We start from the raw sequence: 14,702 nt of genomic DNA, 5'->3' as shown, positions 1-14,702 counted from the left end.
TCCTCGTTCTGATTATGCTTGGCGGATGTAGGCGGCGATCTTGTCGCCCATCTCGCTGGTGGACAGTGCCGGGCGGGTACCGGCCAGATCGGCGGTCAGCTCACCGGCTTCCAGCGCCTGCGAGACGGCTTGCTCAATGGCGCGGGCCGCGGGCTCTTCACCCAGGCTGTAGCGTAGCATCAGCGCGGCGGACAGAATTTGCGCGACCGGGTTGGCAATATTCTTCCCGGCAATGTCCGGGGCGGAGCCGCCGGCAGGTTCGTACATGCCGAACTTGTCCTGGTTCAGGCTGGCCGAAGGCAGCATCCCCATCGATCCGGTGATCATCGCGCACTCATCTGAGATGATGTCGCCGAAGATGTTGGAGCACAGCATGACGTCAAACTGGGACGGATCTTTGATCAGCTGCATGGTGGCGTTGTCGATGTACATGTGGCTCAGGCTGACGTCCGGGTAATCCCGGGCGACTTCTTCCACTACTTCGCGCCACAGGATTGAGCTTTGCAGCACGTTGGCTTTGTCAATCGAGCAGACTTTCTTGTCGCGCAGCATCGCCGATTCAAACGCGATGCGGGCGATCCGCTCAATTTCATAACGGTGATAAATTTCGGTATCAAATGCCTTTTCTTGTGCGCCTTCGCCCTCGCGGCCTTTCGGCTGGCCGAAGTAGATCCCGCCGGTCAGCTCACGGACCACCACGATGTCAAAACCGCGCTCGGAAATATCGGCACGCAACGGCGAGAAGCGCTCCAGGCCGGCATGGATCTGTGCCGGACGCAGATTACAGAACAGCTGGAAGTGCTTGCGCAGCGGCAGCAGGGCACCGCGCTCGGGCTGATCATTGGGCGGCAGGTGCTCCCATTTCGGACCGCCGACCGAGCCGAACAGCACGGCATCGGCAGCTTCACAGCCTTTTAAGGTTGCTTCCGGCAGCGGGCTGCCGTGGTTGTCGATGGCAATGCCGCCGACATCATATTCGGTGCAGTTTAAGGTGAAGCCAAACTTGTCCTGGACGGCGTCCAGCACCTTGTGGGCTTGCTGCATCACTTCCGGGCCAATGCCGTCACCGGGTAAAACGGCGATTTGATAAGTACCTGCCATGGTTATACGGTCTCCATATGGGATTTTTGTTTAATTTGTTCAATTTGATCGGCACGGTGAATACTGTTGATCACGTGCAGCAGCGCCTGGCCGGAGGCTTCGACAATGTCGGTCGCCAGGCCGGTGCCGTGGTATTTGCGGCCTTTGTAGTTGGCGATGATATCGGCCTGGCCCAGTCCGTCTTCGCCTTCGCCCTTGGCGGTCAGGTCGAACTTATCCAGCACGATTTCATAGCCGGTCAGGCGGTAGATGCACTGGTAGAGGGCGTCGACCGGGCCGTTGCCGACCGCCGCTTCGCATTTCTCTTCTTCACCACATTGCAGCTTGATGCTGGTGGTGGCCATCACGCTGCCGGACTGCACGCTCAGATAGTTCAGCTTGTAGTAATCGTCTTCCTCACGCAGGTTGGCGAAATACATCAACGCTTCTAAGTCGTAGTCGAAGACCTGGCCCTTGCGATCAGCCAGCTTCAGGAAGTCGGCGTACAGGGTATCTAAGTCGTACTCGCTCTCGTTGTAGCCCATGGTGTCCATGTGACTCTTCACCGCGGCACGGCCGGAGCGCGAAGTCAGGTTCAGCGCCTGATTCTTCAGGCCGATGGACTCCGGGGTCATGATTTCGTAAGTATTCTTATTCTTCAGCATGCCGTCCTGGTGAATGCCTGAGGAGTGGCTGAAGGCATTGGCACCGACAATCGCCTTGTTGGCCTGGATCGGCATGTTGCACAGCTGACTGACCAGCTTGCTGGTGCGGGAGATCTCGTCATACTTGAGGCCGGTCTCCACCCCCAGCAGCTCGGCGCGGGTTTTGATGATCATCGCGATCTCTTCCAGGGCGCAGTTCCCGGCCCGCTCTCCGATGCCGTTGATGGTGCCCTCGACCTGGCGGGCACCGGCCTGAACCGCAGCCATGGAGTTGGCGACCGACATCCCCAAATCGTCGTGGCAGTGGACGGAAATCACGGCTTTATCAATATTCGGCACCCGGTTGAACAGCTGGGTGATGATGCCGCCAAACTCGCTCGGCAGGGTGTAGCCGACGGTGTCCGGGATGTTGACCGTGGTCGCCCCGGCGTTGATCGCCGCTTCGACCATCCGGCACAGGTTGTCAATCGGGGTACGCCCGGCATCTTCACAGGAGAACTCGACATCATCGGTGTACTGGCGGGCACGTTTGACCGCAGCGACACCCATCTCGATGACGTCGTCATAGCTGCGGCGCAGTTTGTCCTGAACGTGGATGGTTGAGGTAGAAATGAAGGTGTGGATACGGAAGGCTTCGGCGACTTTCAGGGATTCGGCTGCAACATCAATATCTTTGGCCACCGCGCGGGACAAGGCGCAGACCCGGCTGTTTTTGATGTGCCGGGCGATGGTCTGGACCGATTCAAAGTCGCCCGGTGAGGAAACGGGGAAACCGGCCTCAATCACATCGACGCCCAACCGCTCCAGCGCATAGGCGATTTGCAATTTCTCTCTGACCGTTAAGCTGGCGGACAGCGCCTGCTCGCCGTCACGTAAGGTGGTGTCGAAAATAATGACCTGATCATTCATGGCTGCTTCCTTTTTGTTGCCTGCCTGTTGTGTTTGCATCCGCTGCGCCGGCTCTTGATATAAAAAACCCGCGCTATTGCGCGGGTTTCTTGAATTCTTCGTGGTGTTTTCCACCCATCAGCTACCCGCGCGATTGTTCACGATAAGGAGGAGGCTAATGAGTAGGGAAAAACGTGTTTGCATGTTTTCAATAATATCCACAAAGTTGGTTAACAAATGAATACCAAATAGACAGGTTCACCGTCAACTATAAATTGAATAATTATTTAGTGGGTGCGGTTAATGCATTGATAAATAGGCCATTTAATCTGACCTTGCTGTGCGGCGGATGCGGCCTTCCGCTGCCGGATAGCCGTTCATTGCTCGTTTCGGGAAAATTCATCACTGCGGCGCTGCTGTTGAATTAAAGGGGGGCGACGCCCGGGGCCAGTTCGCGTATGTTATTCATCAAGTGATTAATTTATTGGAGCATACAGATGACGGGAAAAGCAGGACGGCCGGTGGGAGGCTCTGATGCCAGGGGACGGCTGATTGTCGCCGCCCGGCAACTGTTTGTCGCCCTGCCTTACGCCAAGGTTTCGACCCGGATGGTCGCCAGCCGGGCGGAGGTGAATGTGGCCCTGATCCGCTATTACTTCGGCAACAAGGGGGGCTTGTTTGAAACCATGCTGCGGGAGTCGATCGCCCCGATCCAGGCGGAGATGCAAAAAGCGGTGACGGTGGGTGGCGTCAAGAGTATCGGAGATGTGATGCGGACTTATTATCGGATCATGAGCCCGAATCCGGATCTGCCGAAACTGATCGTCCGCGCGATGATGATGGCGCCCGGGGATGTGCAGCGCGAGGCGATCGAGGGGGTCTTTCGCGACATTGTCCCGCTCGCCCAGTCACTGATGCTGGAGCAGATGCGTGAGCGCGGTATGCTGCGCACGGAGATTGAGCCGGAAATGGCCAAGATGACGATCATCAGCATGATGGTGTTCCCGTTTCTCGCGCCGCCGTCTTTGCTGGGGCTTCATGGGATCACGTTAGATGAGGACTGGCTCAATGCCCTGGCCGATCATAATGTCGCGGTGCTGACGGGTGGCATGATGGTGCAACCGGATGCGCGGCCGGAGCCCATGCCGGGCTCAGAACCAACCTTGAAGACATCGGCTTGAGCGGGCCTGCGGGGCTCTGGTCCTTGGCGATGGGATTTGTCATTGAGGCTCCTTGAAAACGTCACGGCTTTGTCATATCCCTTTTTTAGGCTGGGGATAATTGAGTCAGCGAAGGGTTTCATCATGACCGTTCTTGCACCGATACAGCGTTTTGATACCGCGTTTTCAAGTCTTTGTCTGTGCCACCGGTTTAATCGTCAGGTTGCGACCTTTAGTCGCGCGGTGTCACGCTCCGGAGATGGCCCTCTGTATGTGGCCTTCGGCCTGGTGGCCTGGCTGTTCGACAAGCAGCAGGGCGTCCAGGTGCTGACGCTCGGGTTGCTGGCCTTCCTGTTGGAACTGCCGGTCTACCTGGTGCTGAAAAACATGTTCAAACGGGAACGCCCCCGCGAGCTGCCCAGTTTTATCCAACCTTCTGACAAGTACAGCTTGCCTTCCGGCCATACCGCGGCCGCCTTCATCATGGCTTCACTCATCACCACTTTTTATCCCATGGCTGCCTGGATCGTCTGGCCCTGGGCGGTGATGGTCGGGTTGTCCCGGGTGCTGCTCGGGGTTCACTTTATTACTGATATTGTTGCCGGCGCCGCGCTTGGCCTGGTCTGCTTTGAGCTCGTGTTGGGGGCGTTATGAAAATACTTTACGGCATTCAGGGGACCGGGAACGGTCATATTTCACGGGCGCGGGAGATGGCCCGGGCATGTCGCCAGCTTGGCGTTGATGTGGATTACCTGTTTTCCGGTCGCCCCGCAGAGCAATATTTCGATATGGCCTGCTTCGGAGATTTCCAGACCCGCCGCGGCCTGACTTTTGTAACGGAAAACGGTCAGCTGAACCAATGGAAAACCCTGACCCATAACCGGCCGGGGGAGTTTGTACGCGATGTGCGTCAGCTGGATCTCAGTGATTATGATGTGGTGCTCAACGACTTCGAGCCGGTGTCGGCCTGGGCTGCCCGGCGGCAGAAGGTGCACAGTATCGGGATCAGTCATCAGAGTGCCTTTCTTTACCCGGTGCCGAAGAAAGATGAAACCGGGTTGGATCGGCTGATCACCCGCTACTTTGCTCCCACTTCCCAGCAACTGGGGCTGCACTGGCATCACTTCGGCCATCTGATCCTGCCGCCGATCGTCCCGCCGAGGCAGGGGCTCAGGGCCGACAGCGACGGCAGTATTCTGGTTTACCTGCCGTTTGAAGAGTTGGGCAAGGTGCTGGCGCTGCTGACTCGTTTTTCCCAAATCCATTTCTACTGTTACCATCCGGCGGTGAAAGAAGATCAGGAACTGGAAAATATCAGCATCCGCGCGCTCAACCGCGACAGCTTTCATCATCGCCTGCATTGCTGTGACGGGGTGATTGCCAACGGCGGCTTTGAGCTGCCTTCAGAAGCGATTGGGCAGGGGAAAAAGTTGCTGCTCAAGCCGCTGCACGGTCAGTATGAGCAGCAGAGCAATGTGGCGACGCTGGAACAAATGGGCCTGGCGCGGTCGATGGCCTATCTGGATCCGTCTGCCGTGCGCCAGTGGCTCGACAGCGATGCGGCCGGGGCGGTGGTGTTTCCGGATGTCGCGCTGGCGATTGCCCGCTGGGTCCTGGCCGGGGAGTGGCATCAGTCTGATGAATTATGGCAACAGCTGTGGCAGCAGGTGGAATTTCCGGACATGGTGCGTGAAGCGATGGCCGAATTTCATCCTTCGGTTCCGGAGCAAAGCCGACTTTTTTCAATCAGCGACAATTATTAATACTATTCTGAACGACAGCTTCAGCAGACGGCGGGGGCCGTTTTTCAGGGGGGAGAGCCCTGTTCTGAACATCATTCAACCTGTTTAAGAAAGATTTAGATAGTTTTAGGTTGTCTCTATCTATTTGTTTTTTATTGATTTACCTCCAGGTTTTCTTATCTGCTTCGTTTTTCCTTACATTTGCCGGCGCTCGCCTATTGGTTTCGTCAATCTATTTGAATAATACTTGTCTCACTCCGAGCATCAGTCTGGTGCTTAAGGGCGAAGGAGTCGCTCTTCATCTTGAATCCGGGGTGTATCGGATCTTTCCCCGGCAGGTATTTAAATAGAGGCGAACAATGACGCGAAGAAGTTCATCCATTCATCCGACGGATAGATTTGGCGCAGAGTCGACGCTGCGTGGCGTGGATCTGAATTTGCTGACAGTATTTGATGCGGTGATGCAAGAGCAGAACATCACCCGGGCGGCGCAAAATCTGGGTATGTCCCAGCCTGCGGTGAGTAATGCTGTCGCCCGGCTGAAGGTGATGTTTAACGATGAACTGTTCATCCGCCATGGCCGCGGGATCCAACCAACGCTTCGGGCCAAGCAGATTTTCGGCCCGATCCGCCAGGCGCTGCAGCTGGTTCGCAATGAGCTGCCGTCGTCTATTTTTTCCCCGGAAACTTCCAGCCGTACGTTCAAGCTGGCAGTGTGCAGTCCGTCCGATATCCGCTTTGCACCGCGGATCCTTAACCAGATTGCCGAACAGGCACCCAACCTGCGGATTCACCTGGAAGCCGAGTTCGATGCTGAGCTGCCGCAGAAAATGCGTTACCAGGAAATTGATTTCGTGATCGATTATGTCCGCTTTGATGAGTCGGGTTTTCGCAGCACTGAGCTGTTCAGCGATGAGCTGGTGGTGATTGCCGCCGGTAATCACCCCCGCCTGGGCGATGCGATCAGTGCCGCTGACTTTGCCGCTGAAAAACATGCGGTGCTTGCTGCGGTACCGGGCGTGAAGTTGTTTGCCGATCGGATTTATCACCAGCAGAGCCATTTCCAGGAAGCGTACCAGGGGGCCAGCCTGAGCAATATCATGTATGTGGTCGGCCAGTCTGATTTGATTGCCGTGGTGCCGCGCTGGCTGGCTGAGTCGGCCCGGGAATCTTTGCAGCTGAATATTCTGCCCTTGCCGTTTGAGCACGCCTATATCAGTGGCTACTTGAGCTGGCACGAATCCTCGGAAAAAGACAAAGGCCATATCTGGATGCGCGATCAGCTCCTGACCGTGTGTGGGGATACCACCGCCTGATCTCCATGCTTTGAATTTTCGGGCGCCCGACGGCGCCCCTTCTCTGAGCACAATCGCCTGCCACTCTCAATACGCTTGTCGTGAACCGGTGCTGGTTCATGCCCCGCTTTATCTCCCTGGTTAATTGCCTGACTTTTGCAAAGGCGGTGTATCTTTATACGGTTCTGACTGTCTTCCTGGGCTGGACTGAGATCAGACCAGCATAACCGTGCCCTGAATCCTGTTATTGATTGCCTTTTCTGCTGCCGGCGGTAGACTGCGCAGCTCTCATGAGCTTACAGGTGTAAGCCAAAGTAGCAGAATGTAGTTATGGCTAAACTTGATTTTCATATCGTCAATCGAATTCGTGCCCAGGTTGCCCGGCTGGGCGATCGGGCTGCCTTGCGGCATCAGGCCGCCGGCCAATGGCTGGATATCAGCTGGCGCGAATTCGGGGCGCAGATCCACCAACTGGCACTGGCGCTGGCCGGTCAGGGACTAAAGGTTCAGGACAAGGTCGCGATCTTTTCCAACAACATGCCGCGCTGGACCATCGCTGATTTCGCCACCCTGTATAACCGTTGTGTCACGGTGCCGATTTACCCGACCAACACCCCGCAGCAGGCGGCTTACATCCTCAATGATGCCGATGTCCGGGTGTTGTTTGTCGGCGAGCAGGCGCAGCATGATGCAGCGCTGGCACTGGCCGACGACTGCCCGCAGCTCGAGCGCATCGTGGTGATGGACGAGAGCGTGGTGCTGGCTGATCACCCGCTGGTGTGCCATTACCGCGACTTTATCGACACTTATGCGCCGCAGGCGGATGTGGCGGTGCTGGCCCGGCGTCTGGACGAGATCCGGATGGACGATCTGCTGACCCTGATCTATACCTCGGGCACCACAGGGACGCCGAAAGGGGTGATGCTCGATTATGCCAACGTAGCCTCGCAGATCGAGTCCCATGATCAGAAGCTGGCCCTGGATGAAGGGGATACCTCGTTGTGCTTTTTGCCGCTCTCGCACGTGTTCGAGCGCGCCTGGACCTTTTATGTCCTGCACCGGGGCGGCATCAACTGCTACCTGTCGGATACCAATCAGCTCAAAACGGCCTTGCCGGCGGTGAAGCCGAATGTGATGGCTGCCGTGCCGCGGGTATATGAGAAAATTTACTCTGCGGTCCACGACAAGGTCTCCCGGGCGCCGCTGCACCGGAAGGTAATGTTTACCTGGGCGGTCAATATGGGCGCGCGGATGGCGCTGGCGCGTCAGGAGTGTCGCCCGCCGTCCTGGCTGCTGCAAAAGAGTTACAACCTGGCCGACAAGCTGGTGCTGAGCAAGCTGCGGGATCTGCTGGGCGGGAACATTAAGTTTATGCCATGTGGCGGCGCCAAGCTGGATGAAAGTATTGGCCGTTTCTTCCATGCTATCGGGATCAACGTCAAGCTGGGGTACGGGATGACCGAAACCACGGCCACGGTGTCCTGCTGGGACGATCAGTGCTTTAACCCCGATTCGATCGGGATGCCGATGCCGGGTGCGGAAGTGAAGATCGGCGAGAATAACGAGATCCTGGTGCGCGGGCCGATGGTGATGCGCGGCTACTACAATATGCCGGAAGAAACGGCCAAAAACTTTACTGCAGATGGCTTCCTTAAAACCGGTGATGCCGGTCACTTCGACGAGCATGGTAACCTGTTCATTACCGATCGGATCAAGGAGCTGATGAAGACCTCGGGCGGGAAATATATCGCCCCGCAGGTCATCGAAGGAGCGATTGGTAAAGATCACTTCATTGAGCAGATCGCGGTGATCGCCGATACCCGCAAGTTTGTCTCGGCGCTGATCGTACCGTGTTTCGAAACCCTGGAAGCCCACGCCCGCGAACTCAATATTAAGTATCAGGACCGGCTGGAGCTGATCAAGCACACCCAGATCATTGAGCTGATTGAAAAGCGGGTGGTTGAGTTGCAAAAAGATCTGGCTCGCTTTGAGCAGGTGAAGAAATTTACCCTGCTACCGAAGGCCTTTTCGATGGATCAGGGCGAGTTGACCCCGACCCAGAAGTTGCGGCGGAAAGTGATCCAGGATCGCTACCATCAGCAAATTGAGGAAATGTACGAAGAGAGCCATAAGCGCTCGCCGCGTCCGCATTAACCGATCCCATGTCTTAATTAACCACGCCGGGCACCTGCCGGCGTGGTATGAGCGCGCCTCTGATGGCGTAGTCTCCCGCGCTGCCAACTTCCGATTCAGCACGTCCTGTGCATTTCCCATAGCGTGATTCTCTCAATATTGCCGTATTCCCAGTGTATGATCTTTGTGCGATGGAATCCCTGCCGAAGGAATTGGTCGGAATTCATCACGTTGCAGAGGAATACTGTGAACTGGTTTGGACCGATAGACTTGGTTGATAAAAAAACGTTACAGTTGTTTCGGGTTACCGGCGTTTGTTATGACTGACGCCGGCGAACATAGAAGAGACGAAAATGATTTCAACTTAGGCTAAAAATAAGCCCTAACTATGTGATATCAACCCGTATAGCTAATTGAATGAATGCTGGTGTTGGTGAGGGATCTTCCCGCCCGGTATTTTCTCCGCTTGCTTTCTGCGGTCGTGCTACCCAACTGCCACGTGTCGGGCTGGCCATCTCCTCCGGCTGTTCTGCACCATGCAGGTACGCCCCGGAAACGAACGGAAGAATTAGCTATATGGGGTGGTATACACGACCTGGAGGCAGAAAATATGGAAATGTTGTCCGGCGCCGAGATGATCGTGCGGTCCATGATTGATCAAGGCGTAAAACATATCTTCGGATACCCTGGCGGTTCAGTGCTGGATATTTACGATGCACTGCATGAAAAAAGTGATATTGAGCACGTGCTCGTTCGCCACGAGCAAGCTGCAGTCCACATGGCCGATGGCTACGCCCGGGCAACCGGGGAAGTCGGGGTGGTGCTGGTGACCTCAGGTCCCGGTGCGACTAACGCCGTGACCGGGATTGCCACCGCGTACATGGACTCCATTCCGATGGTCGTGTTTTCCGGTCAGGTGATGAGTAACCTGATTGGTAATGATGCCTTCCAGGAGTGTGACATGGTGGGGATCTCCCGCCCGGTCGTCAAACACAGCTTCCTGGTGCAGAACCCGGAAGACATTCCGGAAATTGTCAAAAAAGCCTTCTATATTGCTGCCAGCGGCCGTCCGGGCCCGGTGGTGATTGATATCCCGAAAGATATGCTGAACCCGGCAGAAACCTACCCGTACAAATACCCCGAGTCGATCGCGATGCGCTCGTACAATCCGACCACTCAGGGGCACAAGGGACAGATCAAGCGCGGGCTGCGGGCCTTGCTGTCTGCCAAGAAGCCGGTGTTGTATGTCGGCGGCGGCGCGATTATGGCGGAATGCGGCGAACAACTGCTGCAGTTGGCCGAGCGGCTCAACCTGCCGGTGGTCAGTACCCTGATGGGGCTGGGCGCCTTCCCGGGCACCCACCACAACAGCCTGGGGATGCTGGGGATGCACGGTACCTATGAAGCCAATATGACCATGCATAACTCAGATCTGATCTTCGGGGTCGGGGTACGCTTTGACGATCGGACCACCAATAACGTTGCCAAGTACTGCCCGAATGCCACGGTGATGCACATTGATATTGACCCGTCTTCGATCTCAAAAACGATTGCGGCAGATATTCCGATTGTCGGCTCGGCTGAAGCGGTGCTGAGTAGCATGCTGAAGATGCTCGACGAGCAGGACAGCAGCAACGATGGTGAGGCGATTGACAGCTGGTGGAGTGAGATTGAATCCTGGCGTGCCCGCAAATGCCTGAGCTATGCCACGGATAACGAGCGGATTAAACCGCAGCAGGTGATCGAAGTGCTGCACAAGCTGACCGATGGCGAGGCGTATGTCGCCTCCGATGTCGGCCAGCATCAGATGTTTGCCGCCCTGTACTACCCGTTTGATAAACCGCGCCGCTGGATCAACTCCGGTGGTCTCGGCACCATGGGCTTCGGCCTGCCGGCGGCCATGGGCGTGAAGTTTGCCCTGCCGGATGCCGAGGTGGTGTGTGTGACCGGTGACGGCAGCATCCAGATGAATATCCAGGAGCTGTCGACGGCGCTGCAGTACGACATTCCGGTGAAGATCATCAATCTGAATAATCGCTTCCTGGGAATGGTGAAACAGTGGCAGGATATGATTTACCAGGGCCGCCACTCGCATTCCTATATGGATTCGGTGCCGGATTTCGCCGCGATTGCCGAAGCTTACGGCCATGTCGGGGTTCGGATTTCCGATCCGGCCAAGCTGGAAAGCGAACTGGAAAAGGCACTGGCGATGAAAGACAAGCTGGTGTTTATCGACATCAGTGTGGATGAAACCGAACACGTGTACCCGATGTTGATCCGGGGTGGTTCGATGAGTGAAATGTGGCTAAGTAAAACGGAGAGAACATAATGCGCAGAATTATATCGGTCTTACTGGAAAATGAATCGGGCGCATTGTCACGGGTAGTTGGCTTATTCTCTCAGCGTGGCTATAACATTGAATCATTGACGGTCGCACCGACCGACGACCCAACACTGTCGCGGCTCAACATTACCACCAATGTTGAAAATGACGCGGCCCTGGAGCAAATCGAGAAACAGCTGCATAAGCTGATCGATATTCTCAAGGTCAGCAATGTGACGGAAACCGAGCATGTGGAGCGGGAGCTGATGCTGGTGAAGGTCAAAGCCAGCGGCTTTGCCCGGGCGGAAGTCAAACGCACAGCAGATATCTTCCGCGGCCAGATTGTCGATGTGACGGCTCAGATCTACACCATTCAGCTGGCCGGCACCAGCGACAAGCTGGATGCCTTTATTGCCGCGGTGGCTGAAGCGACGGACATCATAGAGGTGGCCCGCAGTGGCGTGGTTGGGATTGCCCGCGGCGAGCGTGCGCTGAAAGCCTGATCGCAAGACACCTTTTTGGATTGAACAGCCCGGCTCAGTTCTCCCTGAGCCGGGCTGTTTTGATCCCGGAAATCTTATACTCCGGTATCTGATTTTTGCGCCGGAAAGCTGTGCCATATTCGACTAAAGTCTAATAGGTGTCGCACGCATGTGCAGTGCAGGAAAGGTGTGCAGTCATGGTCAATAAGTTTCTGGTTCGGCTGACAACGCTGGGGTTGTTCTTGCTGGGATTTCAGGTCAGCGCGTTGTATTTTCTGTTGGCAGTGTTGCTGCTCAACACCCACCATAAGGAAATTTTCTGGTAATTTCACCCATGGTGGGAAATGCTGAGCACGATCAGAGGTAGGTCTTGATCATCTCGATGGCCCGCTGCGAGTGATTGCGCAGCAGCGTCTGGGCGGTTTGGATATCCCGGCTCAGCACGGCTTTCATCATGGCCTCATGCTCGCCGTGATTGTGGTAGTGTTCTTCGTAGCAACGGGTCTGGCTGGCCCAGATATGGCGGTAACGTTCAATCTGCTCGTAGACTTCGCGATACAACTCGAGCATCACGGTCGACTGGCTGCCGTCGAGTAAGGCGAGATGAAACTCACTGTGGCGCTTTTCCCATTCGTTGAAGTCGATATCCTGCTCGGCCGGGTTGAGGCGGCTGAGTTTATGGAAGCTGGTCAGGATGTTCAGCTCCCAGGCTTCACCACCTTGGTCGATGGCCTGGGAGAGCAGTGTTTGGGTCAGGAGCTGACTGGCTTCGAACAGCTCTTCCAGTTCGGCCACCGAGACCGGTGCGACCCAGCAGCCTTTTTGCGGCGCAAAGATGACATACTTCTTCCACGATAGCTGGACCAGGGCTTCCCGGATCGGAGAGGCTCCGACGTCGTATCGCGCTTTGAGCTCGGCAACGACAAGCTTTTGCCCGGGCGCAAGCTCGCCCAGCAAAATATCCTGCCGGATCATTTCCATGACTTTATTGGTTAACGTCGGGCTAGACACATGTATCCTCATTGTTCTCGTTTTTTCACCCGGCGTCGGTGCCGGAGGGGGTACAGGTAGCAAGTGTGGTGGTCGCTTGACGGCAATATCGTCGAGGATATCAGCGATTCGCGATACCTTTGGGGAATTTTGCTACAGGTTGAGTATACAGTTGATAGATTGACAGGGCGATAGATAAAGCGGTGTTCTGTGAGCGTTCCGCGAGAGGTAGGAGCTGTTGCGTTGCAATAAAAAACGGGAGCCGACCGGCTCCCGTTCTCAATGCTGCAGGTTCACATCGGCTGAAATTACAGGACGTGAACAGACGCGGTGTTGGTCGTGCCTGAAGGAACCAGTGCACCGGAGACCATCACCACGATATCGCCTTTGGCACCCAGGCCGGTTTCCAGCGCCAGCTCTTTGCCGCGGGCATAGAAAGCGTCGGTGTTTTCGATCGCGTCCACAACCACTGGCGTCACCCCTTTGGTCAGCGTTAGCTGGGCGGCAGTTTTCGGGTTCGTCGTCACGGCCAGGATGTTCGCGGTCGGGAAGTACTTACGCACAGAGCGGGCAGACTTACCGGCTTCTGTCGCGACCACGATCAGCGGCGCGTTCAGTTTCTCTGACGTATCCACGGCACCTTTACACACCGCTTCGGTGATGCGCAGGCGAGGGCTGTCCAGGCGAGAGCCCAGCTCAGCTTTCAGCGCGGCATCGGTACGGCCACAAATTTGCGCCATGATGGTCACCGCTTCAATCGGGTATTTACCCTTGGCAGACTCACCAGATAGCATGACTGCATCGGTACCATCCATGATGGCGTTGGCCACATCGCCGGCCTCGGCGCGGGTTGGGCGTGGGTTCTTGATCATCGAGTCCAGCATCTGGGTCGCGGTGATCACCATCTTACGGGCACGGTTACATTTCTCGATCATCATCTTCTGCGCGAAGATAACTTCTTCAACCGGGATTTCAACACCCAGGTCGCCACGGGCAACCATGATGCCGTCAGAGGCCTCCAGGATTTCATCGAAGTTATCCACGCCTTCCTGGTTTTCGATTTTCGAGATGATGTGAATGTTTTCGCCGCCGTTGGCGTTCAGCAGTTCACGGATCTCTCTCACGTCATCCGCTTTACGGATGAAAGAAGCCGCAACAAAGTCAACGCCTTGCTCACAGCCGAACTTCAGATCCGCTTTGTCTTTTTCAGCCAGTGCCGGTAGGTTGACAGAAACGCCTGGCAGGTTGACCCCTTTGTTCTCGCCCAGATCACCGTTGTTCAGGACTTTACACTTCACTTCAGTTTCTGTGGTTTCCAGGACTTCCATCTCGATCAGGCCGTCATCGACCAGGATGGTGTTACCTTTGGTCAGATCTTTGGCAAAGCCTGGGTAAGTGACGGCAACGCGGTCTTGGTTACCAATCACGGAAGTGTCAGTGGTGAAGGTGAACTCCTGGCCGGCAACCAGAGAGAAATCTTGTCCGTTTTCCAGCTTAATCGTACGGATTTCCGGACCTTTGGTGTCCAGAAGAATGGCAAGTTGCTTCCCGGTTTCCGCCATCACGTCACGCAGGTTCTGGATCCGCTGGCCGTGCTCAGCGAAGTCACCGTGCGAGAAGTTCAGACGCATCACGTTCATGCCGGCATCTGCCAGCTTGGTCAGCATCTCTTTCGATTCTGTTTTAGGTCCAATCGTACATACGATCTTAGTCTTTTTCATTGAGGATTGTCTCCGGACGAACTTTTACCCAAGGGAAATTTGATTCACTGATTTATACCTGAAAATGAAAGTTCATTTATGTTGAATAACGCCTACAAACTGTGGCGGAGTTCAAAGATTTTTAACTTTCAGCCTTCAGAACGCAGTGGTAAAACAAATTTTTCACAAAAAATATAGCCTTATGAAAGCATTGGGTTGCTTTGATAAGACCGTTCCTGTCTGG

General features: G+C 55.6%; 12 protein-coding genes. 8 read left to right on the top strand and 4 right to left on the bottom strand.

Annotation, left to right across the window (positions count from 1 at the left end):
- Positions 1-12 precede the first annotated feature (12 nt).
- Together leuB and leuA are read right to left on the bottom strand one after the other, a co-directional pair.
- On the bottom strand, positions 13-1,101 hold the full coding sequence (leuB, locus tag NNL38_RS14095) for a 3-isopropylmalate dehydrogenase (protein WP_255388645.1): 1,089 nt from the start codon (positions 1,099-1,101) through the stop codon (positions 13-15).
- Positions 1,102-1,103: 2 nt separating this feature from the next.
- Positions 1,104-2,654: a 2-isopropylmalate synthase gene (gene leuA / locus NNL38_RS14090; protein ID WP_255388644.1), complete on the bottom strand. Its 1,551-nt coding sequence runs from the start codon at positions 2,652-2,654 to the stop codon at positions 1,104-1,106.
- 476 nt (positions 2,655-3,130) lie between these two features.
- Between leuA and NNL38_RS14085 the strand changes: the two genes are divergently transcribed.
- From NNL38_RS14085 to NNL38_RS14050, 8 genes are all read left to right on the top strand, one after another.
- Positions 3,131-3,814, top strand: coding sequence for a TetR/AcrR family transcriptional regulator (locus NNL38_RS14085; RefSeq protein WP_255388643.1), 684 nt, complete (start codon positions 3,131-3,133; stop codon positions 3,812-3,814).
- A 123-nt stretch (positions 3,815-3,937) separates the two neighbouring features.
- The gene (locus NNL38_RS14080; RefSeq protein ID WP_255388642.1) at positions 3,938-4,447 is read left to right on the top strand and encodes a phosphatase PAP2 family protein; all 510 of its coding nucleotides are present in this window, start codon (positions 3,938-3,940) and stop codon (positions 4,445-4,447) included.
- Positions 4,444-5,556: an MJ1255/VC2487 family glycosyltransferase gene (locus NNL38_RS14075; RefSeq protein WP_255388641.1), complete on the top strand. Its 1,113-nt coding sequence runs from the start codon at positions 4,444-4,446 to the stop codon at positions 5,554-5,556. The genes NNL38_RS14080 and NNL38_RS14075 overlap by 4 nt, the downstream gene beginning before the upstream one ends.
- Positions 5,557-5,894: 338 nt before the next feature.
- Complete coding sequence (gene leuO, locus NNL38_RS14070; protein ID WP_255388640.1) at positions 5,895-6,851, top strand: transcriptional regulator LeuO; 957 nt, start codon at positions 5,895-5,897, stop codon at positions 6,849-6,851.
- Between the two features lie 309 nt (positions 6,852-7,160).
- A complete protein-coding gene (locus NNL38_RS14065; RefSeq protein ID WP_255388639.1) occupies positions 7,161-8,984 on the top strand; it encodes an AMP-dependent synthetase/ligase in 1,824 nt (607 codons plus the stop codon).
- Between the two features lie 589 nt (positions 8,985-9,573).
- Complete coding sequence (locus NNL38_RS14060; protein ID WP_255388638.1) at positions 9,574-11,292, top strand: acetolactate synthase 3 large subunit; 1,719 nt, start codon at positions 9,574-9,576, stop codon at positions 11,290-11,292.
- Positions 11,292-11,789, top strand: coding sequence for an acetolactate synthase small subunit (gene ilvN / locus NNL38_RS14055; RefSeq protein ID WP_255388637.1), 498 nt, complete (start codon positions 11,292-11,294; stop codon positions 11,787-11,789). Before NNL38_RS14060 ends, ilvN begins: the two co-directional genes overlap by 1 nt.
- 176 nt (positions 11,790-11,965) lie before the next feature.
- Positions 11,966-12,094 (top strand): hypothetical protein, encoded by a 129-nt coding sequence (locus NNL38_RS14050; RefSeq protein ID WP_255388636.1) that lies wholly within the window; start codon positions 11,966-11,968, stop codon positions 12,092-12,094.
- Between the two features lie 31 nt (positions 12,095-12,125).
- On the opposite strand, the gene NNL38_RS14045 is transcribed toward NNL38_RS14050, so the two are convergent.
- Entirely contained in the window at positions 12,126-12,749 is a 624-nt protein-coding gene (locus NNL38_RS14045; RefSeq protein ID WP_255390657.1) for a GntR family transcriptional regulator, read from the bottom strand.
- Positions 12,750-13,066: 317 nt separating this feature from the next.
- Positions 13,067-14,479, bottom strand: coding sequence for a pyruvate kinase PykF (gene pykF / locus NNL38_RS14040; protein ID WP_255388635.1), 1,413 nt, complete (start codon positions 14,477-14,479; stop codon positions 13,067-13,069).
- Positions 14,480-14,702: the final 223 nt, after the last annotated feature.

Source organism: Photobacterium atrarenae, from assembly GCF_024380015.1.
Lineage (GTDB): Bacteria > Pseudomonadota > Gammaproteobacteria > Enterobacterales > Vibrionaceae > Photobacterium > Photobacterium atrarenae.
The sequence above is the reverse complement of the archived record's forward strand: the minus strand, read 5'-3'. Positions and strand labels throughout refer to the sequence as shown.